Genomic DNA, 24,161 nt, shown 5'->3' with positions numbered 1-24,161 from the left:
CACGTACTTCAACGAGGCCGAGACCATGCATGAAACCACCCGTATCCTTCTTGAATACAACGCCGGGCGTGATCCCGAAAGGCTCACCCGAAAGCTGGATGCCATTGCCGCCGACCCGTTTTCATTCTTTCGGGGCACCAACAACCTGTACGCCGCGTCGCTGGCCGATGCTGCCTTGCTGCACGACGCGCCCCGCACGCTGGTCTGCGGCGACCTCCACCTTGAAAACTTCGGCAGCTTCAAGGGCGACAACGGCCTGGTCTACTTCGACATGAACGACTTTGACGAAGCCCTCGCCGCGCCGTTTACGGTCGACCTGGTGCGCGTGCTGTCGAGCCTGCAGGTTGCCGCCTATGGCTGGAAACTGGCCGACGAAGATGCCAACAACCTGTGCCGCCGCTTTCTGGACACGTACGCCGCGGCGCTGGTCGATGGCAAGCCGCGCTGGGTGGAGCGCGCCACCGCCACCGGTATCGTGCGCGACCTGCTGCGCGGCCTGCGCAAGCGCAATCGCGCCGCCTACCTCGCGCAACGCACCGAGCGCGATGGCAACCAAATCCACCTGCGCATCGACGGCCGCCACACCTTGCGGGCTAGCAAGGATGAGGCCCGCCGCGCACGCCGCATCCTGCAGGCCTATGGCGAGCAGGGCAATGGCACCAGCAGGGGTAGCCACAACCAGCGCTTTATCGCCATCGATGTGGCGCGGCGCATTGCCGGGACCGGCAGCCTGGGGCTGGAGCGCTATTCCGTGCTTGCGCGCCCGGAGAACGACCCCGCCACGCTGCGCCTGATCGACATCAAGCTTTCCATTCCGAGCGTCTGGGCCGATACGCTCGGCAACGCGTGCAGCGTGGCGCCGTGGCACAGCGAAGCCGGCCGCGTGGTTGACATTCAGCGCCTGTCGCAGGCCATCTCGCCGGCGCTGCTGCGTGGCGTCGTTTACGGGGCCAAGGGCGAGAAGCCCAAGTCGTACGTTGTCAAAAGCCTGCAGCCGACCGCGGACCGTGTGGCGCTTGGCTCCGGCAAGAACGTGGTCGCCAATCTGGACGATGCGCTGCAGACCATGGCGCACGTGGCGGCCTGGTGCCATCTGCGCGGCTGTGGCCGCCACGGGACGGATCTCGTGGAAAAGGTGCAGGACTACGCGGCCGGCACGGCGTGGCGCAAATCGGCGCTGAAGCTGGCGGCGCACGGCCGCAAGGTGTCGTTGAAGCAATGGGCCGAGTTTGCGGAGGACTACCGCCAGGCGCGTGGTGATAAGGCCGCTTAAGTGCGTGGCGTAAGTGCGGGATAGCGCGCCATTGACGGCAGGTGCGTGAGTCCCATTTGAAACCCCTGTGAGATCGCAATGAAGAACCTCGACAACCCATCGCATGATCGCGAGGTGGGCATTGCCGACGCCACGCAAGACACGACGCGTATCGACGACACGCGCATCGGTGCGGTGCGTCCGCTGATTTCTCCGGCGCTGCTGCTGGACGAGCTGCCCGTGCCGGCCGATACGCAGACGCTCGTTGAAGACACCCGCCGTGCCATCAGCAACATCCTGCACGGCCGCGACGATCGGTTGCTGCTGATCGTCGGCCCGTGCTCGATCCACGATCACGATCAGGCGCTCGATTACGCGCGCCGCCTCAAGGCTGCGGCCGATGCACTGAAGGACGACCTGCTGATCGTGATGCGCGTCTACTTCGAGAAGCCGCGCACGACGGTCGGTTGGAAGGGTTACATCAACGACCCGCGCCTGGACGGGAGCTTCCGCATCAATGAAGGGCTGCGCGCTGCGCGGCAACTGCTGCTCGACGTCAACGCGCTCGGGCTGCCCGCCGCGACGGAATTCCTTGACCTGCTGAGCCCCCAATACATCGCGGACCTCATCGCATGGGGCGCGATCGGTGCGCGCACGACAGAAAGCCAGAGCCATCGACAGCTGGCCTCGGGTCTGAGCTGCCCCATCGGTTTCAAGAACGGCACGGACGGTGGCGTGCAGGTCGCGTCGGACGCGATCATCGCGGCGCGCGCCAGCCATGCGTTCATGGGGATGACGAAGATGGGCATGGCCGCGATTTTCGAGACACGCGGCAACGACGACGCGCACGTGATCCTGCGCGGCGGCAAGGGCGGGCCGAACTACGACAGCGAGCACATCGAGGCGGCCTGCGCGGCGCTGCGTGCGGCGAAGTTGCGCGAACAGGTCATGGTGGACTGCTCGCACGCGAACTCAAACAAGTCGCATGAACGTCAGATCGAGGTTGCGCAAGATCTGGCGCGGCAACTCTCGCAGGGCGAGCGCCGGATCATCGGCGTGATGGTCGAAAGCAATCTCGAAGCGGGCCGCCAAGACCTGAAGCCGGGTGTGCCGCTCAAGTACGGCGTGTCGATCACCGACGCCTGCCTGAGCTGGTCGCAGACTGAGCCCGTGCTCGACATACTCGCCGAGGCGGTGCGGCATCGGCGCGCGTATTCGTACGACGGGTGATGTGACGGCGGCAGGTTCAGGCTTGTCGCCTTTTCCCTATCCATGATGTAGCTCGGCGTTTCAGTGCCATTTCACTGATGGCCAGCCGCTGCACATTCGCATGCGGCTTGGTCCGGCATTGTGTGTCGGCATCCTGCCCGCACGCTTTTCGGTGTCGTTCGTGGAGTGACACCGCCGCCCCTTTTTCCAGCTTTCCTCTTTCCAGACCGCATCTCCCGCACGGCGTGCACGTTGCACGCGCACGTGGCCTGCCGGTGCTCATCTTCCGCTCTTCAAATCCGCCCGCGCCTGGGTGGATTTTTCGGTTTTTAGGAGCGCTCCTATATCCGTGACATTTCTCAACACTGAGAATTTCACCCGGCAGCGCGTAGCAAAGACCAGCGCATTTTGATTGCGCAGCGCGTATTTGCGCCGAAAACCCAGTGGAAAAAAACTGAAATGAGGCTTTGGAGATCGATGATTGTTAAAGGATTGATTCAGCGCTGCATAAAAACGCTGAGAGCCGGAGGGCTCGTCATAGTGGGTTGGACCATGCTGTCGGGCAGTGCGGAGGCTGTCGGAAATTTCATCGTGTTTACCGGCGCCTACGCCCTCCCATCCGGAATGGCGAAGGGAACGGTGGTGGCTCGACGTACTTATACGCCTATGCAGCTTTGCGGCGATCTCCAATGCAGACTGACCACGTTCAAGGTGCAAAACTCGTCAGGCACTGAGAATACGACTGGAACGACAGGGGAGACGCGGTTGTCAGGATTGAGTATGCAGGTGATCGTCAATGGAAAGCCGCAGAGGAAATTGGACCCTCCTGACGAAACAATTTTCTCCACGCCCGTCGAAGTGCAATTGGTCCGAGATGCATGGGGCGATATCTCTACCAGCAAGGCAACTCAGATGGTTCACGTTTGGTTTTTTACGAAGACGATCGGAAGTAGAGATACCCTCATTAACTATTTCGGCATTGGCGATTCCACCCTGACCAAAATCGAAGGAACGTGTTCCGTGCCTAGTCAAACGGTGCAACTGCCGGGCACCATCGTGCGAAAGCTGACGGGTGTTGGCTCAATCGCCGGAGAGAGTGACTTTCAGATCAGGATCAACAACTGTCCGAAGGGTTACAACCGCGTGGGATACACGCTCGAGCCCATGGGCGGCGTGGCGGATTCACCGGGCGTGCTGCCGCTCACTGCCGATTCCACCGTCAAAGGCGTGAAGATACGCCTCGCCGACCGTGACGGCGTTGCCGCCCAATTCGGCACGTCGATCAAGGTGGACGATTACAGCAAGACCACCGGCGGCTCATATGCGATCCCGATGCAGGCCTCGTATGTCCAGACCGAAGCTGCGGTCACTCCCGGCTCGGTAAAGGGCGCTGTCTCGCTGCGGCTCGACTATCAGTAAGGCGGTTGCCCGATGACGGGCAGGGCGAAGGAGGCGCATTTGCCCCGTCGCCCTTAAGTTGACGGGCTACGCAGCCGATAGTGCCCAGGTAGCCGGCCGCCTGGCGCGATGGTCGCGCCGCGTGAAGAGCCGTGCACGCCACTCTCGCCGCGCCCATGTCCGCTCGCCTGACCATCCGCACCCGCCTGGTGCTTTCGGTTTCTCTTCTCTTCCTGCTGGCCTTGCTGATCGGCGTGGCTGGCCTGCTCGGCCTGCGTGACGCCAACCGCGCGCATGAGCAGACCTTTACCAACCAGTTTCCGTCCGCACTGGCGCTGGGCGAATCCGATCTGAGCCTGACGCGTGCCCGCACCGCGCTAGATAAGGCGATGCTGTGTCCGGAAGACAAGGGCGCGATGAAGCTGCTCGACCGCACCGAAGAGCTGATTGCCGAGGCGGATGGCGCCTGGAAGAAATACCTGGCCTTGCCGCGCGACGACGAAGAGGAACGCCTGGCCAAGGACGTTGCGACCAAGCGCGAAGCTGCCTCCACCAGCTTGCGCGACATTATCAAGGCGCTGCGCGCGGGTGATCGCGCCACGGCGGACAAGATCATGGATAAGGAAGTGTCAAAGGCCTTCCGTGATGCCAATGATTCGAGCCTGGCCCTGAGCAAGAGGCAACTCGCATTCTCCAAGGCCAACTACGACGCATCGCGCGATGCTTATGCGCGCTTCCGGCTGATCGTGGTGGCCGCCATCGTCATCGCGCTCGTGGTAGCGCTGTGGTGTGCTTGGTCGCTGCTGTACGCGATCGTCGGGCCGCTGAACGCCGCGCTGGCGCAGTTCGACCGCATTGCTGCCGGTGACCTGACCGAGCGTGTGCGCATCGACCGTCATGACGAAATGGGCCGCCTGCTCGAAGGCCTGGCCCGCATGCAGACCGCACTGACCGATACCGTGCGCCGGGTGCGCACGGGCTCCGAGTCGATCGGTGCCGCCACCAAGCAGATTGCCGCCGGCAATGCAGACTTGTCGCAACGCACGGAAGAGCAGGCCAGCTCGCTGGAGGAAACCGCTTCCAGCATGGAAGAGATGACCTCCATCGTGCGCCAGAACGCCGACAACGCGCGCCAGGCCAGCCAGTTGGCCGACAGCGCATCGGAAGTCGCCAGCCAGGGCGGCGCGGTGGTGACCGATGTGGTGGCGACCATGCGCGCGATCAGCGCGTCGTCGCGCACAGTGTCGGAAATCATTGGCGTGATTGACGGCATTGCGTTCCAGACCAACATCCTGGCGCTCAACGCCGCGGTGGAAGCCGCCCGTGCCGGCGAGCAAGGTCGCGGCTTTGCCGTGGTGGCCGGTGAGGTGCGCAACCTCGCGCAGCGCAGCGCAGCGGCCGCCAAGGAAATCAAGGAAATGATCGAGGCGTCGCTGTCCAAGGTCGAGACCGGCAGCGCGCTGGCCGAACGCGCGGGCAGCACGATGGAAGACATCGTGTCGTCCATCCGCCGCGTGACCGACATCATGGGTGAAATCGCTGCCGCATCGAACGAGCAAAGCTCGGGCATCGAACAGGTCAACAAGGCTGTCACGCTGATGGACGAAGCCACGCAGCAGAACGCTGCACTGGTGGAGCAGGCCGCAGCCGCGGCTGAATCGCTGGAAGAACACGCCCAGGCCCTGAACGCCGCGATCGCCGCATTCCGCCTCGCTTGATATTGGCCCCGTCGACGCACGGGGCATACCGAAGACTTGCCTTGAACGCCATTTCGGTTGATATAACCGACGGGTCCATTCAAGGAGTCGCCTCATGCCGTTCATCATTGCCGCGCTCGCGTTGGTTGGTCTGCTGATCTACGGCGCGCTCCGGCTGTATGCGGGCGTTGCCGCGGCATACGGCGCGGTGGCGGGCGGCGCGGCGGTGCTGCTCGCTGTGGCGCTGCTGGCCGGCGCAGTCGTTACTTTCATCCGGCGTTACCGCGCCGTTCATGGCGTGAACGTGGAAGGCCAGCGAATTGTGTCGCTCAGTGCAAGCTGGGGGCAGGTCGCGGTCGATGCCGAACAGAAGCGGGGGACGCTGCAGTTGCACGGGCAGGGCGCCCGCTTTCTCTTTGCCGATATTGCCGGCGCTGACTCGGTCGAGCGCGAAGGCGCCTGGACGCTGGCGCTGCGCCTGAAACATCAGACGCAGGCAGACTGGTCGATCCCGATGCGCAATCGCCGGGAAGCGAAACGCTGGGCGAAGATCTTCGCGCTGGCGGCTAGCCAGGAACTGTGATCGGCGTGTTGCCCCCGGTTACTCCGTCGTACTTGGGTTCCAGAATGCCTGCGCCACGTGCGGCTGCGATTGCAGCGACGCGACGATGCGGTCCAGCTCGGCCGCGTTCACGGCAGTCGACATCAGCATGGCTTCAATTTCCACATGGTCGTCGCCAAAGGGTTCGACCGATAGATCGCTGATTGGATAGCTGGCCTCTTCAAGCAGGCGTTCCAGGTCGGCCAGCGCCTCTTTCTGGCGTTCGCTGGTCGAGATGACGCACATCGTGTACGTGACTTCGCTCGCCTGATTGTCCAACGGCGTGCGGTTGATGCGGTCCACCACCGGCCGCAGCAGGATGTTCGAGGCCAGCACGAACAGCGTAATGAGAATGGCCTGCCCAATGAGATCGGAGCCGGTCGCCGCACCCACGGCGGCGGAGCCCCAGAGCGTGGCGGCGGTGTTCAGCCCGCGCACGTTCAGCCCTTCCTTCATGATGGTACCGGCACCCAGAAAGCCGACGCCCGACACCACATAGGCAATCACGCGGGTGGTGTCCGATGCGGTGCCGATCTGCGCGGCCATGTCGACAAACGCCGATGCGGCCACGGCCACCAGCGCATTGGTGCGCAGCCCCGCAGTCCGCTGCCTCACCTGCCGTTCAAAGCCGATGAGTGAGCCCAGCGCAAAGGCCGAGGCAAGGCTGATGAACGAATCCACCAGCGTGGCGACATTGAGGTGGACGAGGGCTTGCAGCGTCATCGGCGGCTCCTTGTTGTGGTGACCGGAGTCTTGGTGAAGGGCGCCGATGGTTATAGCACGGCGCCATGACACGCCGTGCGGGCCGGGGAGGCCGGACGGCTACTTATAGTCCCACTGCATCTGCTCTGGGATCGGCACGGCGTCCGATGTCTCGAGGCAGCGGTCGAGGTAAGCGAGCAGGGAGCGCGGCTGGAAGCCGGTCTCCTGCACCAGCCGCGTGTTGTCGAACACGTAGCTCATGCTGGCGAACTTGGCATACAGGTGAATGCAGCGCGCGACCAGTCGCACGTTGCCGTCCCCGGTCAGGCTCAGGAATTTACGCGCCAATGCTTTCTCGGCAATTTTTTCCTGATACACGTAGCCGGCGAGCGCTTGTGCGTCTTCTTCCGGCGTCTTGCAACGCTTGAAGCGCGGGTACAGCGTTTCGATGCGCTCGGAGTTCGCGTCGCCGGCACTGACGTGATACAGGTCGTGCGCCAGCCTGGGCTTGGTCGACAACTGCACGATGGCCTCGGCGCAATCGTCCACGGGCAGGATGTCGACGCGGTCGGACAGGCGGCAGCTGAACGTCTCGAGCAGCGCCACCATGCGCAACATCCAGAAGATGCTGCCTGACGGCTCGCAACCCAGCGTGCTATGGCCCACCACGATGGACGGCCGCACCACCACCAGGGGCAGTTCGGGCACCGCTTCGCGCAGTTTCAGCTCGGCCATCCCCTTTGAATACGTGTATGGCACCGCGTGTTGCGCGAGCGGGGGGACATCCCAGCTCTCGCTGACATGGCGATCGGCCAGCTGGCCGCATGACATGGCTGTGCCAATCTGCAGGAAGCGCTTCAGGCGTGAGCCTTGCGCCGCCAGCCGGCCGAGCGCCAGCACGCCGTCCACGTTGGTTTCCCACAGCGACGGATGGTTCGAAAACGTTGCCAGCGCCGCGCAGTTGATGATGATTTCCGGATTGCCCAGCTTGGCGGCTCCGGCATCGCGCAGGTCGAACGGGACGATTTGCGATTCCGTAATGCCGTCCAGCGTGCCCTGTGCGAATTCAAAACGCCGCAGGTTGCTGCGCAGCCGCGCCACCCCTTCAGCAGGCGTGTCGCCGCGCACGGCAAAGCGTGTGTCGGCCAGCAAGCCTTTGGCTGCCAGATTGGCGGTAATCGCACCGCCCACGAAACCGGTGGCACCGGTCAGCAAAATACTCATGCGAAAAAACTTGAATTTCCTGGGTGGCAAAACGGGCGACCGTCCCGTTTGCAAACAACACGACTGCCGCCCCACCGGCGAGGCGCGGTGTATTGGCAGCGCGCTCGGGGCAGGGGACAGGCAAGCCGTGCCAAATGAAGCCGCGCACACGAACCAAGGTTCGCGGGCCGCGGGGTTCGCATGATGCGCTGCGGCCAAAACCTGCGCACAGTCGGCGATTTATAAGAATGTAACCTTTCAGGCGCCTTTCGGCATCCCATTCGATCAGAGGGTTGACTCAACTCTGCGGCACAGCGCAGCTCGAAGCGGCGTTGGCGGCAATCTCGCGCGCAGCCTTGGCGCCTTCGACTTGCAGGATGGTCGGCAGCGACACACCGTTCTTGGCGGCCGTCACCTCGGCCAGGATCGAGATGGCGATCTCCGGCGGCGTTCGGCTGCCGATGTAAATGCCGACCGGCCCATGCAGGCGCGCCAGCTCGGCATCGCTCAGATCGAATTCCTTGAGGCGCTCGCGCCGGTTGGCGTTGTTGCGGCGGCTGCCGAGTGCGCCCACGTAGAACGCTGGCGTCTTGAGCGCTTCCATGAGCGCGAGGTCATCGAGCTTGGGGTCGTGGGTGAGGGCGATGACGGCGCAGCGCTCGTCGAGCTTCATGGCCATCACTGTGTCGTCGGGCATGGTGCGGACCATGGCCACGCCGGGAATTGACCACTCTTCGCTGTATTCCTCGCGCGGGTCGCAGACGGTGATCTGGTAATCCAGGCCCACGGCGATCTGGCACAGGTAGCGCGAAAGCTGTCCCGCACCGATGACGAGCATCCGGTAGCGCGGCCCGTGAATCGTCACGAGGCGCGCTTCGTCGAACTGCAGGCCGTCAGTGACGGTGGCGTGCTGCAGGGTTGCGGCGCCGGTCGCCATGTCGAGCGTGCGGGCGACGAGCTGACCGGCTTCCACGGCGCGCAGCAGGGCGTCGATTCCGCTGGAAGCGTTCAGCGGCTCCAGCACGAGTTGCAGCGTGCCACCGCAAGGCAGCCCAAAGCGATGCGCTTCTTCAGCGCTGATGCCGTATTTGACGGCTTCGGGCTTGGTGTAATGCAGGCCTTCGCGGCGCACGCGGTCGATGAGGTCGTCTTCAATGCAGCCGCCCGAGACCGAGCCGATGACGACACCGTCATCGCGCAGCGCGAGCATCGCGCCTTCGGGCCGCGGCGACGAACCCCACGTTTTGACTACCGTGACGAGCAGCACGCGCCGCCCTTGTTCTAGCCAGCGAACGCTGGTTTTCAAGACTTCAAGATCGACGCTGTCCATGATGCGTTGGCTGCGCTTTCGCGCGCTTGAGTGATGTGTTGCGGGGGAATGGACCGATTATGCCCCGTGGTGCAAAAACAGGTAGGCGGCCGCCACGGCCACCACCGCCACGATGATCCACGGCCATGGATTGCGCGGCTGGAGCGCGGGGCTGACGTTGGGTGCGTGGCCTGGCGGTGCACCGTGGGCCTGCAGTTGGCCCGCGGCCAAATCGGGAATCGCCTGTGTGGCCGGCATGCCGTCGACCGGCGCGGCATGTCCGTCGACGCCAGCCGTCTCTGCGAGGCCGAATTCTGCGGCAAAGCGCTGGAAGAACTCGTCGGCCAGTTTGCGCGCGGCGCCGTCCACAAGGCGTGAGCCGATTTGTGCAAGCTTGCCCCCCACCTGCGCCGTTGCGGTGTAAGAGAGCCGCGTGACCGTGGGGCCTTCGGGCGTGAGCTGCACCTGGGCGCTGCCCTTGCCGAAGCCGGCCGCGCCGCCCTGGCCGTCGAAATGCAGCGTGTAGCTGCGCGGCGGCGCCACGTCGGCCAGTTCCATGCGCCCCTTGAAACGCGCCTTGACGGGCCCGACGGCGGCGGTCATGGCGACATCGTAGGCGGGGTTGGCGCCGCCCTCGGCGGCGGTGATGCTCTCGCAGCCGGGAATGCAGCGTTGCAGCACGGCCGGGTCATTCAGCGCATCCCAGGCGGTCTGCAGGGGTACGGGCAGGAGATGGGTCTGGGTCAGTTCCATGGGGCGGTCAGTGGGGCAGGGGTGGGCGGGCGCGGGGGACGCGTGCGGCGGGCATGCGCCAGTTCGTGCTCCAGCGCAGCGAGGCTGTCGAAATGGTGGGCCGGCACCATCACGTCGACATGCGGCAGGATGGCCCGCACGCCACGTGCCCGCGGCTCAAAACCGGCAAAGCGCAATAGCGGGTTGAGCCAGACGATGCGATGGGCGAAGCGAGCCAGACGCGCCATTTCGGTGTCGAGCACGTCGATGTGTTCGTGGTCGAGCCCATCCGTCACGAGGAGGACGGTGGCACGGCCGGACAGCGTGCGGCGCGCCCATTGGCGGTTGAACTCCGCCAGCGCTGCACCGATGCGCGTGCCGCCCGACCAATCCGGAACAAGCTGGGCGATGGCCTGCACGGCGACATCCGGATCACGCTCGCGCAACTGCCGGGAGACATTCGTCAGCCGCGTGCCAAAGAGGAAGGCCTGGATACGCTCGCGCGACTGCACCAGCGCGTGGCAGTAATACAGCACGGCGCGCGAATAGCGGCTCATCGAGCCGGAGATGTCGAGCAGCAGCACCAGCGGCGGTGTCCGGTCGACGGGCTGGCGGTATTTCCAGCCGGTCCACTCGCCGCCGGCGCGCACGGCCTGCCGGGCGGTGGCGCGCAGGTCGGGATGGCGCCCGCGCGAGGCGGCCTTCAGCCGGCGTGTCCGCTCCTGGGCGAGATGCACGCGCCGGCGGCGGATCATGTGTTGCAGCGTGCGCCATTCGGCGGCGTTGAGTGTGTCGAAGTCACGCGTGCGCAAGGCCTCGTTGGCGGAAAACGCCAGCGGCGCCACGACGTCATGGCGTTCGCCGTCGGGCTTGGGGCCAGGCGGCAGGCGGGTCGACGGCTGCGCGCGCAAGGCATCGGCCAGGCGGTTGCTGCGTGCCGCCGGAATGCCGCCACGCACCTTGGGCAGCAGCAGGGCGCGCAGCTTGCCTTCCCAATCCGGATCCCGCCAGAACACGTTGAAGGCTGCGTCGAACAGCGTGCGCTCGTCGGGGTGCGAGACGAGCAGGGCGGACAGCGCGGCCTTGACGTCGTCGCGGCGGCCGATGTCGATATGGCTCAAGGCTTCGATGGCATCCACCGCGCGCGAGGGTGCCAGCGGCATGCCGGCATTGCGCAGCAGCCGCACGAAATGCGTGACGTTGCGCGCGAGCATGGGCAACTGCGTCGACACGGTCGCTTGCATGCGTTACTCCGGCAGCGCGGGGGCGGCCAGCAGTTGCTCGATGGTCGGCCTATCCACGCGGGCCAGGTCGTCCTGGTATTTGAGCAGCACGCCCAGCGTGTCCTGCACGGACTGCGGATCCAGCTCCGTCACGTTCAACGCCGCCAATGCGCGGCACCAGTCGATGGCCTCGGCAATGCCCGGGGCCTTGAACAGGTCGATGCCGCGCAGGCGGTGCACGAAATCAACCGCACGATGCTGCAGGCGGGCGGCCGTTTCGGGCGCGCGCTGCGCCACGATCTGCAGCTCCCGTCCCTTGTCGGGGTAGCCAATCCATTGATACAGGCAGCGCCGCTTGAGCGCGTCGTGCACCTCGCGCGTGCGGTTGGACGTCATGATGACGAGCGGAATCACCTGCGCGCGCACCGTGCCGAATTCGGGAATCGACACCTGGAAGTCGGACAGCAGCTCCAGCAAAAACGCCTCGAACGGTTCGTCCGCGCGGTCGATCTCATCGATCAAAAGAACGCGCGGTGTGTCGGGATGGAGCGGGTCGGGCAGCAGCGCCTGCAGCAGCGGGCGCTTGAGGAGGAATTCGTCACGGTAGAGGGTGTCGGCGCGGAGTTTTTCGCCGGCCGCCTCGGCCAGGCGCAGCGCCATGATCTGACGCGGATAGTCCCATTCGTAGAGCGCGCTGGCGGTGTCGAGCCCCTCGTAACATTGCAGCCGCAGCAGCGACGTGCCGAGCAGGCCAGCCGCCGCCTTCGCCAGCTCGGTCTTGCCGACGCCGGGCTCGCCTTCCAGAAACAGCGGCCGCTGCATGCGCAACGCGAGGAACAGGGCCGTGGCCAGCTCACGGCTGGCGAAATAGCCCTGACCTTGCAGTTGCGCGATGCAGTCGTCGATGGAATCGACTGGCATGCCGTTCCTTGGGCGTGCGCTCAATGGTGGTGCGCCAATGCCTGTTCGATCGCGCGCGCCGCCAATACCGGAATGAGGTGCGCCCGGTATTCCGGCGAGGCATGCAGATCGCCCACCAGATCGTCGGCCGGCACCACCACCTTGCGTGCGGCTTCCGATGTAAAGCTGGCTGCCAGCGCCTGCTCCAGGGGCGTGCAACGGAACACGGACGGCGCCGCGCCCGTCACCGCCACACGCACGTTGTTGCCCTTGCGGCTGATGAACACGCCCACCAGCGCAAAGCGCGACGCCGGATTGCGGAATTTCACGTAGGCCGCCTGGTCCGGCACGGGAAACTGCACCTCGGTGAGGAGTTCATCCGCAGCCAGCGCGGTCTCATACATGCCGAGGAAGAAATCGTCCGCCGCGATGTTGCGCCGTTCGGTGACGACGGTGGCGTTCAGCCCGAGCACGGCGGCCGGGTAGCACGCCGCCGGGTCGTTGTTGGCAAGCGACCCGCCGAGCGTGCCCATGGCGCGCACCTGCCTGTCACCGATGCCGCCGGCCAGTTCGCCCAGCGCGGGCAACATGCGGGCGATGTCAGCGCTGTCTGCCACATCGGCATGGCGTGTGGCTGCGCCCACCGTAATCACGCCGGGCTGCGTGCGAATGCCGGACATGCCCGGAATGCGCGTGACATCCACCAGCGTTGACGGCTGTGCCAACCGCAGTTTCATCGCTGCCAGCAGGCTTTGGCCGCCACCGAGGTATTTGGCGTCGGTGTGCGTCTTCAGCGCGGTCACGGCGGTCTGGGCGTCGGTGGCTTTCTGGTACTCGAAGTCGTACATGGTTCGCTCCTTGCCTAGGCCTTGGCCGCTTGAATGGTCTGCCACACACGATGCGGTGTCGCGGGCATCTGGATGTCCTTCACGCCCAGCGGCGCAAGCGCGTCGACGATGGCGTTGATCAGGGCCGGCGGCGAGCCGATCGCGCCAGCCTCACCGCAGCCTTTGACGCCCAGCGGGTTGTGCGTGCACGGCGTGCCCTTGGCGGTTTCCACTGTGAAGCTGGGCAGGTCGTTGGCGCGCGGCATGGCGTAGTCCATGTATGAGCCGGTCAGCAGTTGGCCGTTTTCGTCGTACACGCACGCTTCGAGCAGCGCCTGTCCGATGCCCTGGCCGAGCCCGCCGTGCACCTGGCCCTCGACGATCATCGGGTTGATGATATTGCCGAAGTCATCCACCGCAACGAAACGGTCGATGTGTACCTCGCCGGTATCAGGGTCGACTTCCACTTCGCAGATGTACGCGCCGGCCGGGTAGGTGAAGTTGGTCGGATCGTAGAAGGCGTTTTCGTCCAGCCCAGGTTCGAGCTTGTCGAGTGGATAGTTGTGCGGCACGTACGCCGTAAGCGCGACTTCGCCAAAGGTCTTGGTGCGGTCCGTGCCGGCCACGCGGAAGACGCCGTCCTTGAACTCGATGTCCTCCGCCGACGCCTCCAGCAAATGCGCGGCGATCTTCTTGGCCTTGGCCTCGATCTTGTCGAGTGCCTTCATGATGGCCGAGCCGCCCACGGCAATCGAGCGCGAGCCGTATGTGCCCATGCCGAACGGGATGCGCCCGGTGTCGCCGTGCACGATCTCGATGTTGTCGATGGGCACGCCCAGACGATCGGCCACCACTTGCGCGAACGTCGTCTCATGGCCCTGGCCGTGGCTGTGCGAGCCGGTGAAGACCGTGACGGAGCCGGTCGGGTGCACGCGAATTTCGCCGGCCTCAAACAGGCCAGCCCGCGCGCCCAGTGCCCCAGCGATGTTCGACGGTGCCAGCCCGCACGCCTCGATGTAGCAGGAATAGCCCAAGCCGCGCAGCCGGCCCTTGGCGCGCGAAGCGTCGCGTCGGGCGGCAAAACCCTTCACGTCGGCCAGTTCGATGGCGCGGTCGAGGCACGGCTCGTAGTCGCCCGTGTCGTACGTCAGCCCCACCGGCGTGGCATACGGGAACGTGCGGATGAAGTTGCGGCGGCGCAGTTCAGCCGGGTCGACCTGCAGTTCGCGCGCGGCCGTTTCCACGAGGCGCTCCACCACATACGTTGCTTCCGGCCGGCCGGCACCGCGATACGCATCGACGGGCGCGGTGTTCGTGAACACCGCTTTCACTTCGGCATAGATGGCCGGCGTTTTGTACTGGCCGGCCAGCAACGTCGCATACAGGATGGTCGGCACGCTGCTGGCAAACGTCGACAGATACGCGCCCATGTTGGCCGTCGTATGCACGCGCATGGCGAGGAAATTGCCCTGCGCATCGAGCGCCAGTTCGGCATGCGTGACGTGGTCGCGGCCATGCGCGTCGGTCAGGAAGGATTCGGAGCGCTCGGCCGTCCACTTGATCGGCCGGCCAACTTTTTTCGATGCCCACGTGAGCGCCACGTCTTCCGGGTACAGGAAGATCTTCGAGCCGAACCCGCCGCCCACATCCGGCGCAATCACGCGCACCTTGGCTTCGGTCAGGCCCAGCACGAACGCCGACATCAATAGGCGTTCCACGTGCGGGTTCTGGTTGGCGACGTAGAGCGTGTAGCTGTCGTCCTGGCGCGAATAGCTGGCGTTGACGGCGCGTGGCTCAATCGCATTCGGGATCAGCCGATTGTTGACGATATCGAGGTGCGTCACGTGCGCGGCCTTGGCAAACGCCGCGTCAGTGGCGGCCTTGTCGCCGTGGCCCCAGGTGTAGCAGGTGTTGTTCGGTACGTCGTCGTGGACAGCGGTGCCGGCAGTATCTGCGGTGGCGGTGTCCACCACGGCGGGCAGTTCGTCGTATTCGACGTCGATCATCTCGACGGCGTCCTTGGCGATCTTCACCGATTCCGCCACCACCAGCGCAACCTGGTCGCCCACATGGCGCACCTTGCCTTGCGCGAGCACGGGGTGGGGCGGCTCCTTCATCGGTGTGCCGTCAATGCTGTGGATGAGCCAGCCGCACGGCAGGCCATTGACCTTGTCGGCAGCCAGGTCGTCGCCCGTCAGCACGGCCAGCACGCCCGGATGGTTGCGTGCGGCATCCGTGTTGATGTGCTTGATACGGGCATGCGCATACGGCGAGCGCAGGAACACCGCGTAGGACTGGTGCGCCTGCACGACGTCGTCCGTGTATTGCCCGGCGCCCGTCAGGAAGCGGAAGTCTTCCTTGCGCTTGACGGACGCGCCAATCAGGTGGTTGTTGGGTTCTGCGGGAGCGTTCATGGTGGTCTCCTCGCTGGGGTCAGGCGGCGTGGGCCCGCGCCGCGGCCAGGCTTTGCAGCGAGGCATCGTCGCCCTGGGCTTCGGCCATGGCTTCGGCTCCGTGCATGACGGCGCGCACGATGTTGTGATAACCCGTGCAGCGGCACAGGTTGCCGTCGAGCTGCTCGCGCACCGTGTGCTCGTCGGGATGCGGGTGTTGCGCAACCAGCGCCGTGGCCGCCATCACCATGCCCGGGGTACAGAAGCCGCATTGCAGGCCATGGCATTGGCGAAAGGCTTCCTGCATCGGGTGCAGCGCACCATCTTTCGACAGGCCTTCAATGGTTGTCACCTCGGCGCCGTCGGCCTGCACGGCCAGGATGTTGCAGGACTTCACCGCCCGCCCGTTCATATGCACGGTGCAGGCACCGCATTGCGCCGTATCGCAGCCGACGTGCGTGCCGGTCAGGCGAAGGTGCTCGCGCAACAATTGAACTAGCAGGGTATGGGGTTCGACACTGACGGTGACAGGCGCACCGTTGACCGACAGCTTGAGGCTGATCGCCATGGGAGTCTCCTTGGGGGATGGGCGCCGGGTGCCATGCTGTGCGTCTTCCTGGCTGGAAAGATGCACGCGTGGTCTCGATATGGGTGGTCGCGGCTCTACTCAGTAAAGCACAGGCGAACGAGAAGACAACTGCGGCGCGGTGAGCCGGTCGGGGGAGACAGGGCGATGCTGTGGCATGCAACAACCCAGACAAATGCCGCAGAAATGACAAAGGGCCGGAAACCGGCCCTCGATTGGCACCAGGCGGTCATGACCTGGCGGGTGTGGCGGCGGGTGTGATGACACACGGCCGGCGCACGGTGCTACTGAGACTGCGGGTACTGCATACAGCTAACTCGGGCACACGCCCATCAACAATAGCGCGGCTGGTTAGGCCTTGGCAGTGCGGTGCGTGCCGAACAGGTTCGCGATTGCCGAGAAGAACTGGGCGAACGAGAACGATTGGCCGCTCGGACGGCGATAGAAGTAGATACCTTCGGACATTTCGCGCTCGATCAGTTCGCGTTCGAGTTGATCGGTCAGCTTCAGGTCGTTCGTGTTTTGCATGATTGGCCTCTTAGGGAAATCCCGGTTAGGGAATACCCTGACTATACACCAGATGATGCAATGCACCATACGTAGGCTTACGTATGCACCCTTTCTGCGCTGTCTACCGTTGCTCGGCCACCACGCTTGCGTTGCCTCGCACCAATGTGGTGCTGCCATCGCTTACTTGACTGGAATCGGCTGGCTGGCGGGAATCGGCACCGCCGTCACGCTGTTCTTCGGGCTGCCCGATATGACCTTGTCCGAATACGTCAGATAGACCAGCACATTGCGCTTGCGGTCCACCGTGCGCACCACGTGCAGCGTCTTGAAGACGAGCGACAGGCGCTGCGTGAACATGTCGTCCTGCTGCGGCAGCGGCTTGACGAAGCTGATCTCGCCGACCTGGCGGCAGGCCACGGCGGCTTCGCTCACGTCTTCGGCCACGCCTAGCGAGCCCTTGATGCCGCCGGTGCGCGCCCTCGAGACATAACAGGTCACGCCCTGAACGAGCGGGTCATCAAAGGCTTCGATGACGATCTTGTCGGAGCCCGTAATACGGAAATTGGTGCTGACGCTGCCGATGTCTTCGGCGCGGGAGCAGCCAACGGTGGTCAGAGCGAGCGCGACAATCAAGATGGGGAGTTTGGTGAACGGGCGCATGGTTTCGCGGAGATCAAGGGGAGGAGTGAACAGTCAGAGCAGCGACTCGGGCGGCCAGGACGCGGCGGCTTCGTCTACGAACGTGGGCCGCATGTCGGTGTGTTGGCGGGAATGCTCTATACGGCGGTGAAGGGCGTCCATGAAGACCTTGACCTTGGCGGGCATCAGGCGGCGGCCCGGGAAGACGGCGTACACGCGCATGGGCGGAGATTGGAATCCCGTCAGCACCTCCTGCAGCGCGCCCGAAGCCATCAGGTCGGTGGCAAACACGGAGGTGATGCGGGCGACACCCAGGCCAGCAATGGCCGCCTGCATGCGCAGTTCGCTATTGGAGGTGCGCATGCGGAAGTCGAGCGGCAGGTTGATCGTCTCGCCGCCAGGCGTGCGGAATTGCCATTCGGTTTCGTTCGAGGTACCGAGGCAGGGCCAGTCGGCGAGTTGGTCCGGGTGGGTGAGCGGCCCGAGGCGCTCCAGCAGTTGCGGGGCGACGACCACGGCGCGCCGCAAATCGAAGACGCGCTGCGCGACGAGGCCGGAATCGGGCAGCGGCCCGCGCGGCACGGTCAGCATGATGTCGTAGCCCTGGGCGAGCGGGTCGATCTGGCGTGGTGCCACGTCCACTTCGATGCGTAAGCCAGTGTGCTCGCGCATGACTTCCAGCACCACCTCGGCGAGCTGCTTGGCGGCAAATTCGTACGGCATGGCAATGCGCAACGTGCCGGCGGGCGACTGGAACGTCGCTGCGGCGTCTTCCGAAACTTCGCGCAGCCGCTGGAACAATGGGCCTGCGTCGCGCAGCAGGGCTTCGCCGGCATCGGTCAGGCGCAGGCGGCGCGTACTGCGCTCGAAAAGGCGTGCGCCCATCTTGCCTTCCAGCCGCGACACCGCCGTGCTGACCGACGATTTGGGCAACCCCAGCCGCTCCGCCGCGCGCGTAAAGCTGCCGAGCGTGGCCACGGTGCAAAAAGTGTCCCAGTCGTTCCAGTCCGTCGTTCGCATCATTGAACAATGAATTTGTTGGCAGGCGATTTCCGCCGGTTTCGAGGCAAATTACCATCCCTGCATGAACACGCCAAGCACAGACCACACGGTTTCTCCGCCGCCCGCAGTGCGCAACCCGGTTGCCGAATCGACCGTCGGCAGCCGGATGGAATTGCGTATGGTAGGCATGGTGATCGGCTTGGCGACGGGCGTGGACTACATGTCCAACCTGATGTTCTCAATTGCCGGACCGCATATCGAAGGCGGGGTGCTGGCGTCACAGGATGTCTATCTCTGGGCCGTGACGGCGTATGCAGCAGCGGCAAGTCTGTCGATTCTGGTGATGGGCCGGCTGGCCGACCACATGACCTACCGCAGGCACACGCTACTGTCGCTGCTGGTGTTTATTGTCGGCACGCTGATGTGCGCGGCGGCCGAGGGCGGAACGATGCTGATCGTCGGGCGGGCGGTGCAGGGGTTTGGCGGCGGCCCGATGCTGTCGACTTCGCGCATCTTCGTGCAGCACAGCCCCGCGCACGAACGCCGCACGATGATGAAGGGCATGATCTACGGCATCTTCGGGCTGAGCTGTGTGTCGCCGATGCTGTCGGCGGCGCTGACGGAGCAATTCGGCTGGCGCGCCATCTTCGTCGCGCAGTTGCTGGTGGCCGTGGTGGTATGCGGGCTGGTGGCGGCGTTTTATCCGCATCCGAAGATGCACGAGCGCCAGGGCGATTTCGCCTCGCTCGATTGGCCCTCAGCCATCGCATTTGGGCTGGCGGCGCTGATTGCGCTGCACGGCTTTCAGCAGGCCCGCTTCATTCATCCCGATGGTTCGCCTGCCCAGGTGGTGCCGATCATTGCGGTGGTGGCACTCATCATCTGGGTCGGCATTCGCCAGACGGCCCACCCATTGCCGTGGGTGGACTTGCGGGCCACGCTGCAGCGGCGCTTCATGATGGGCATGGTGTTCTACGCCATCTATTACATGTTTGCGAGCGCCTGGGGCTTTCTTTCGTCGAGCCTGCTGCAGAACGGTCTCGGCTTTCGCTACGAGACCACCGCGCAGTTGATGAGCCTGGGCGGGCTGGTGACGGTGGTGCTCGGCATCCTGAACTTTCAATTGACGAACGTGTTGCCGACCAAGCGCGTGCTGATCTCCATCGGCTTTGTGCTGATGGCGACAGCTCTGCTGTGGATGTCGCATGTGGCCATGCCAGGCGCCTCGGTGGCGGCGGTGGTGCCGGGCTTCATGATCGAAGGCATGGTGGGGGTGTTTGTGGTGATCCAGGTAGCGGGGCTGACCTACGTGGATTTGCCGGCCAAGGATTTCGGCCATGCCTACCAGTTCAAGGGAATCATGCGGGCTTGGGCGCAGGCCTTTGGGACGATGGGGGCAACATTGTTGCTGCAGCGCGGACAGGCGCAGCATCGCACCGATCTGGTGGGGCACGTCAGCGCGCTGACGCCGGCCTGGCAGTGGCCGCATCCGTTGCAGGGGTCGGAGTTGATGCGGCTCTCGTTGGAGATTGATCGGCAGGCGACGTTGCTGGCGGTGGGGGATTTGTTCGCCTGGGGCGCGGTGGTGGCGTTGGTTTGCGCGGGGGCGATCTGGTTGCAGCGGTCGTTGCGGTGAGGGTGCTGGGGGCCGGGTGTTTCGTCCCCTGGCGGGGCCGACTTACTTTCTTTGTCTTGCCAAAGAAAGGTAAGCAAAGAAAGGCGCGCCCGATGCGGCGACTTCCTCTTTGGATTTCTGTCGCGGGGAGGGAAGGGAGGCAAACTCGCTGCGCTCAGACAAGCCTCCTTCCTTTTTCCTCCCTGCAACAGAAATTCAAGGCGCCATCTAGGGCAGGGTACGGCCACACCGTCTGGCGGCCTGCGTTGTCGCCGTCGGTTGTGCAGACTTTGCTCAATCCAGCTTCTGTTCCGGCGCCGTGGCCTGCGGCATTTTGCAGTTGAAGGCTGGCGCCTCGTCTTGCAGGTCCAGGTGGTTCATCAGCGTGGGCGCCAGGACCTTGAGCACTTGCACCGTCAGGGCGCTGGTGAATTTGTACTTGGCCGCGTCTGCGCCGGCTACGTAGGCGACGACGGTGCCGAAGTAGCGGTCTCCCAGATAGAAGACGAACGCGCCGGAGCGGCTGACGACCCGCTCGGAGATAAGGCCGCCGCCGCGGCTAAAGGTTTTGAAGCGGTTGTCGCCGGTACCGGTCTTGCCGCCGATGGCGATGGGTTTGCCGTCCTTCTGGATGAACGTGCCGGAGATACGCTTGGCGGTGCCGCCTTCGACGACGCCGGCCAGCGCGGATTTGACCAAGGGTGGAATCTCGGGCGGCAGCACGCGTTCTCCGGCGTTGGGGTCGCGGCAGAGCATGACTTCGTAAGGCGTGTCGGCGGCGAAGCGCAGCCGGTCGATGCGTACGCTGGGCAGGCGGATGCCGTCGTTTTCGATGATGCCCATCAACTCCGCCAGCGATGCCGGCCGGTCTGCCGATGCGCCGATGGCCGTGCCGTATGAGGGCACCAACGATTCGAACGGATACCCCAGCTGCTTCCACATCGCGTGAATCTGCTGGAACGCCTCGATCTCCAGCATCTGCTTGATGCGCTTGTCTTGCGCGGCCTTGCGGTGCGATTGCAGCAGCCATTTATAGACGGACAGGCGCTCATCTGCGCTTGCCTCGTTCACCTGCGTGAGCGTGGCTTGAGGATGGGTCCGCAGATACGCCACCAGCCACAGCTCCAGCGGATGCAGCCGGGCAATGTAGCCGCGGTCGGCCAGGTCGAAGCGTTGGACGGAATACTTCTCATACAGGTTGGTGAGTTCGGCCTCATCGAGCTTCGCGCCCGGCAGGTAGCTGCGGATGAATGCAGCGAGTTTTCCTGGTCCGGCCTCCGGGTCGATGCTGCGGTAGATGGTAGCCAGCCGCACCGGCGTGGCGCGCGTGCTTTGCACCAGGATGGCTTCACGCTCCCGGTCGGTCTTGCCTTTGTACTTGGCATAGAAGCGGCCCATGAAGAGCTTGCCTTCGCGGTCGGCAAAGCGTTGCAGGTAGACCTGTCGCTGTGGGGAATCGGGGTTGGTCAACGCCTCGGCGCCCGCATTGGGCAACTGGTGCTGAAAGTAGCGCGAGATGTCGCGCATGATCCGGACGAAGACGAGGTTGACGGAGTGCTTGAGCCCCTCGCGCACCGTGAAGTTCTGGGTGCCCTCCCATTTCTCGAAGTTTTCGAAACTCTGCATGCCGCCGCCGGTGGCAAACCACTCGCCGGCGTTGCCGGAGTATTTGCGCTCCATCGATGCATCGAGCATCGCCGTGAGCGACCGGTCTTGCGTGTGGGCGAGGTAGTCGACAGCCCAGCGTTCGATCGGGTTCTGCACGGGAATATTGACCTTGCGCAGCGCCGCCACAGGTTGATCGGCGTAGCGCTTGTGCAACTCGGCCACGATCTGAAGGTACGTCACCAGCGTGCGCAGCTTGGCCGTTGAGCCCAGATCCAGCTTGACGCCCTCGTTGATATCGAACGGCTTGTCGAACGTATCGGCTTGCACCAGCACGCGGTTGCCGCCCTGCGCGCGTTCGTAGAGCGTGAAGCTATAGGTCACGCCGCCCGGGTCGCCGCGCTCCAGCATCTTGTCGCCGACGAGGCCGGCGGCCTTGGCGCGGGCCGGGTCGCCCAGCTTGCGCAGCTCAGATGAGACATCGCGCTGCAGCGGCGCGTCCAACGTGCTGCTTGCGGTCAGGTCGAGCCGGTCGAGCGCATACATGCGCGAGATGCCAAGCATGCCCGCCAGGTTCACGCGTACGGCATTCGTGCCTTTATGCTCCAGCGGCGGGGGCGGCACTCGCGTGTTCAGCGCCTGCTGCTTGAGCGACTGCGCAATCGCCGCATCGCGCAGCGCGGGCGGAATCACGCCGGACGCGGCCAGCACGCGCAGGTAGGCGTTGGTCAACGTCTCCAGCTCATCCAGGTTCTCAAGGTAATACGACGGCCGCCGCTGCGAGACCAGCAGGCTCAACGCTTCCTTGTAGGCCAGCGCACGGTCTGCGAGCGGCGCGGCCGACTGGGCAGCGAGCAATGCATTTACCTGGGCGAAGTCGCGTCCGTACCAGACCCACAGCGCATCGCCAATCCCCTGAATCTCGCCAAAGCCGGCGCGTGCGCCCAGTGGCACGGTGTTCAGGTAATCGACCGCGAGTTGGTGGCGCGCGGCAGTGGTGTCTTCGCCGTTCAGGTAAGCGCGGGCGGATGCGGAGAACATTTGCCGCAGCTTTTCGCTGGGCGATTCGGTGCGGCCTTCGGGCGAGTGGCGGTACTTCTCGATTTGCGTGGCGAGCGTGCTGCCGCCAGGCGATTCATGCGCCGGGTCGACCGCGTGCAGGGCACGGTCCCAGACGGCGCGCGCGAGACGCGACCACTCCACGGCCGGGTTGCGCTTGGGGTATTCGGTCTGCAGCAGCGTGCGGTTTTCAATCGCCAGCAGCGAGTTGACGAGCAGCGGCGGCACCGACGCGAAACTGTCATACACGCGTTCGGGGTGCCGCACGCGGTAGATCGGGCGGCCATCGTCATCGAGCAATTCCAGGCCAGCCTGGTCCTTCTCGCGATAGGGCGGATTCATGCCGCTGTCCATGCGCGCGATCATCTCCTTGGATGGCACGGCCTGCTGGGCGACGATGTAGCCGCGCGAGCGCAGGCGGTCCAGAAAGGTGGGGAGATCGTGATAGCCGAGCCGTAGGTCGTAGGGGCCGGAGTTTGGATAGCGGGCCGAATTGTTCGGCCCGGGCTTGATGGGAAAGGTTTGCGACTTCGCCAGTTGCGCGAAGTAGCGGGCTTGCCAGGCGGAGGTGCGGAATTCGTGCGCGACAAGCAAGGCGGCCATCGCAAGCACCAGCGCCACGACGACGACCAATTTGATGATGATGGGGCGGCGTATTCTTTTCACTCGCTTGCGCTCCAATCGCAGGCGAACGGGCGCCTTGCTTCAATCTAGCCCATGCGGCCGTCGTGTCCAGCGGCTTGTAACTTGGGAGCCGCCATTGCAAGCCTTACGAGGGCGCGTAATACGGGATGTTCTGCTCGTCGTACAACCGGTACGTCAGCGCCAGCATGGCCTGGATGTCTTCAGACTCATCGAGCAGCCGTGCGCTGAAGATAATGGGCGAGACCAATTGCGGATCGTCGAGTTCCATGTAGCAGACATCTTCGCGCCGCAGGCCCGCCACACTGCGCGGCACCACCGATACCCCTTCGCCTGCGGCGACCAACCCCAAGGCGATTTGCAATTCCCGTGCCTCGTAGATCTTGCTGGGTTCCAGCGCGCGATCGTGGAAGAGGGCGAGCACCTGATCGGCATAGCTCGGACGCGGTGTGCGCGGGTAAATGATGAGCGTGTCGCCGACAAGGTCGCGCAGGGATGCGGTTGTCCTGCCGTCCAGCAGCGCATGGCCGGACGGCAGCGCGACGATCAGTCGTTCATCGCGCAGGAGGATGCGTCGCACGTTTGGATCTTCATAGCGTATGCGCCCAAACCCGACATCGATGCGGCCGTCCTTGAGCGCCTGGATCTGGTCCATGGTCGTCATCTCGTGCATGGTCAGATCGACCATCGGGTACTCCGCGCGAAAGCGCCGGATGACCTTCGGCAGCATCCCATACAGCGTTGATGCCACGAAGCCGATGGACAGGCGCCGCTCGATCTGGCCGACGCGCTGTGTCATCGAGGCGAGTTCGGCCGTCTGCGCGAGCAGTTGCCGCGCGTGCGCGTGAAAGAAGCGGCCGGCTTCGGTCAGCTTGAGCGGGCGGCTGCCGCGCTCGAACAACAGCACGCCGACTTCCTCTTCCAACTGCTGAATCTGCCGCGAGAGCGGCGGCTGCGCGATGTGCAGCCGTTCAGCGGCACGGGTGAAGTTCAGCTCTTCAGCGACGGCAACGAAGTAGCGAAGGTGGCGTAGCTCCATTCTTATACCTCTGGAGTA

The 24,161-nt window shown here is 64.5% G+C and carries 20 protein-coding genes; 6 read left to right on the top strand and 14 right to left on the bottom strand.

What is annotated here, in order from left to right; genetic code table 11:
- Positions 1-25 precede the first annotated feature (25 nt).
- The 5 genes from CFE42_RS01240 to CFE42_RS01220 all read left to right on the top strand — a co-directional run bounded on the left by CFE42_RS01240 (position 26) and on the right by CFE42_RS01220 (position 6,139).
- Positions 26-1,273 (top strand): DUF2252 family protein, encoded by a 1,248-nt coding sequence (locus CFE42_RS01240; protein WP_004626788.1) that lies wholly within the window; start codon positions 26-28, stop codon positions 1,271-1,273.
- Positions 1,274-1,351: 78 nt separating this feature from the next.
- The gene (locus CFE42_RS01235; RefSeq protein ID WP_004626790.1) at positions 1,352-2,482 is read left to right on the top strand and encodes a 3-deoxy-7-phosphoheptulonate synthase; all 1,131 of its coding nucleotides are present in this window, start codon (positions 1,352-1,354) and stop codon (positions 2,480-2,482) included.
- A gap of 387 nt (positions 2,483-2,869) precedes the next feature.
- Positions 2,870-3,880, top strand: a complete 1,011-nt coding sequence (locus CFE42_RS01230; protein ID WP_238563711.1) for a fimbrial protein — start codon at positions 2,870-2,872, stop codon at positions 3,878-3,880.
- 155 nt (positions 3,881-4,035) lie between these two features.
- Complete coding sequence (locus tag CFE42_RS01225; protein ID WP_004626793.1) at positions 4,036-5,577, top strand: methyl-accepting chemotaxis protein; 1,542 nt, start codon at positions 4,036-4,038, stop codon at positions 5,575-5,577.
- Positions 5,578-5,671: 94 nt separating this feature from the next.
- Positions 5,672-6,139 (top strand): hypothetical protein, encoded by a 468-nt coding sequence (locus CFE42_RS01220; protein WP_004626795.1) that lies wholly within the window; start codon positions 5,672-5,674, stop codon positions 6,137-6,139.
- Positions 6,140-6,157: 18 nt separating this feature from the next.
- On the opposite strand, the gene CFE42_RS01215 is transcribed toward CFE42_RS01220, so the two are convergent.
- The 12 genes from CFE42_RS01215 to CFE42_RS01160 all read right to left on the bottom strand — a co-directional run bounded on the left by CFE42_RS01215 (position 6,158) and on the right by CFE42_RS01160 (position 18,201).
- Positions 6,158-6,880 (bottom strand): MgtC/SapB family protein, encoded by a 723-nt coding sequence (locus CFE42_RS01215; RefSeq protein WP_004626797.1) that lies wholly within the window; start codon positions 6,878-6,880, stop codon positions 6,158-6,160.
- Positions 6,881-6,979: 99 nt separating this feature from the next.
- Positions 6,980-8,083: an SDR family oxidoreductase gene (locus CFE42_RS01210; RefSeq protein WP_004626799.1), complete on the bottom strand. Its 1,104-nt coding sequence runs from the start codon at positions 8,081-8,083 to the stop codon at positions 6,980-6,982.
- Positions 8,084-8,360: 277 nt separating this feature from the next.
- Positions 8,361-9,392 (bottom strand): XdhC family protein, encoded by a 1,032-nt coding sequence (locus CFE42_RS01205; RefSeq protein WP_004626801.1) that lies wholly within the window; start codon positions 9,390-9,392, stop codon positions 8,361-8,363.
- Positions 9,393-9,449: 57 nt separating this feature from the next.
- Positions 9,450-10,124 carry a carbon monoxide dehydrogenase subunit G gene (locus CFE42_RS01200; protein ID WP_004626803.1) on the bottom strand — a complete coding sequence of 225 codons (675 nt, stop codon included), beginning with the start codon at positions 10,122-10,124 and terminating at the stop codon, positions 9,450-9,452.
- Positions 10,115-11,347 (bottom strand): VWA domain-containing protein, encoded by a 1,233-nt coding sequence (locus tag CFE42_RS01195; protein WP_004626805.1) that lies wholly within the window; start codon positions 11,345-11,347, stop codon positions 10,115-10,117. The genes CFE42_RS01200 and CFE42_RS01195 overlap by 10 nt, the downstream gene beginning before the upstream one ends.
- A gap of 3 nt (positions 11,348-11,350) precedes the next feature.
- Positions 11,351-12,247, bottom strand: coding sequence for a MoxR family ATPase (locus tag CFE42_RS01190; RefSeq protein WP_004626807.1), 897 nt, complete (start codon positions 12,245-12,247; stop codon positions 11,351-11,353).
- A gap of 20 nt (positions 12,248-12,267) precedes the next feature.
- Complete coding sequence (locus CFE42_RS01185; protein WP_004626809.1) at positions 12,268-13,074, bottom strand: xanthine dehydrogenase family protein subunit M; 807 nt, start codon at positions 13,072-13,074, stop codon at positions 12,268-12,270.
- 14 nt (positions 13,075-13,088) lie between these two features.
- The gene (locus CFE42_RS01180) at positions 13,089-15,467 is read right to left on the bottom strand and encodes a xanthine dehydrogenase family protein molybdopterin-binding subunit (RefSeq protein ID WP_004626811.1); all 2,379 of its coding nucleotides are present in this window, start codon (positions 15,465-15,467) and stop codon (positions 13,089-13,091) included.
- 19 nt (positions 15,468-15,486) lie between these two features.
- A complete protein-coding gene (locus CFE42_RS01175) occupies positions 15,487-16,014 on the bottom strand; it encodes a (2Fe-2S)-binding protein (protein ID WP_004626813.1) in 528 nt (175 codons plus the stop codon).
- Positions 16,015-16,383: 369 nt separating this feature from the next.
- Positions 16,384-16,560, bottom strand: coding sequence for a hypothetical protein (locus tag CFE42_RS01170; RefSeq protein ID WP_004626815.1), 177 nt, complete (start codon positions 16,558-16,560; stop codon positions 16,384-16,386).
- Between the two features lie 162 nt (positions 16,561-16,722).
- Positions 16,723-17,202 carry a CreA family protein gene (locus CFE42_RS01165; protein WP_004626818.1) on the bottom strand — a complete coding sequence of 160 codons (480 nt, stop codon included), beginning with the start codon at positions 17,200-17,202 and terminating at the stop codon, positions 16,723-16,725.
- A gap of 33 nt (positions 17,203-17,235) precedes the next feature.
- Positions 17,236-18,201, bottom strand: a complete 966-nt coding sequence (locus CFE42_RS01160; protein WP_024541686.1) for a LysR family transcriptional regulator — start codon at positions 18,199-18,201, stop codon at positions 17,236-17,238.
- Between the two features lie 64 nt (positions 18,202-18,265).
- Here CFE42_RS01160 and CFE42_RS01155 point away from each other — a divergent pair, with 64 nt between their 5' ends.
- Entirely contained in the window at positions 18,266-19,819 is a 1,554-nt protein-coding gene (locus CFE42_RS01155) for an MFS transporter (RefSeq protein ID WP_004626822.1), read from the top strand.
- Between the two features lie 273 nt (positions 19,820-20,092).
- Here the strand turns inward: CFE42_RS01155 and CFE42_RS01150 are convergent, their stop codons facing one another.
- Both CFE42_RS01150 and CFE42_RS01145 read right to left on the bottom strand, forming a co-directional pair.
- Positions 20,093-23,128: a transglycosylase domain-containing protein gene (locus CFE42_RS01150; RefSeq protein ID WP_004626824.1), complete on the bottom strand. Its 3,036-nt coding sequence runs from the start codon at positions 23,126-23,128 to the stop codon at positions 20,093-20,095.
- 103 nt (positions 23,129-23,231) lie between these two features.
- Complete coding sequence (locus CFE42_RS01145; protein ID WP_004626826.1) at positions 23,232-24,143, bottom strand: LysR family transcriptional regulator; 912 nt, start codon at positions 24,141-24,143, stop codon at positions 23,232-23,234.
- Between the last annotated feature and the right edge of the window lie 18 nt (positions 24,144-24,161).

The sequence above is a fragment of the Ralstonia sp. PBBBR1 genome, assembly GCF_002256165.1.
Classification (GTDB): Bacteria; Pseudomonadota; Gammaproteobacteria; order Burkholderiales; family Burkholderiaceae; genus Ralstonia; species Ralstonia thomasii.
This window is presented reverse-complemented; position numbering and strand designations above follow the sequence as displayed.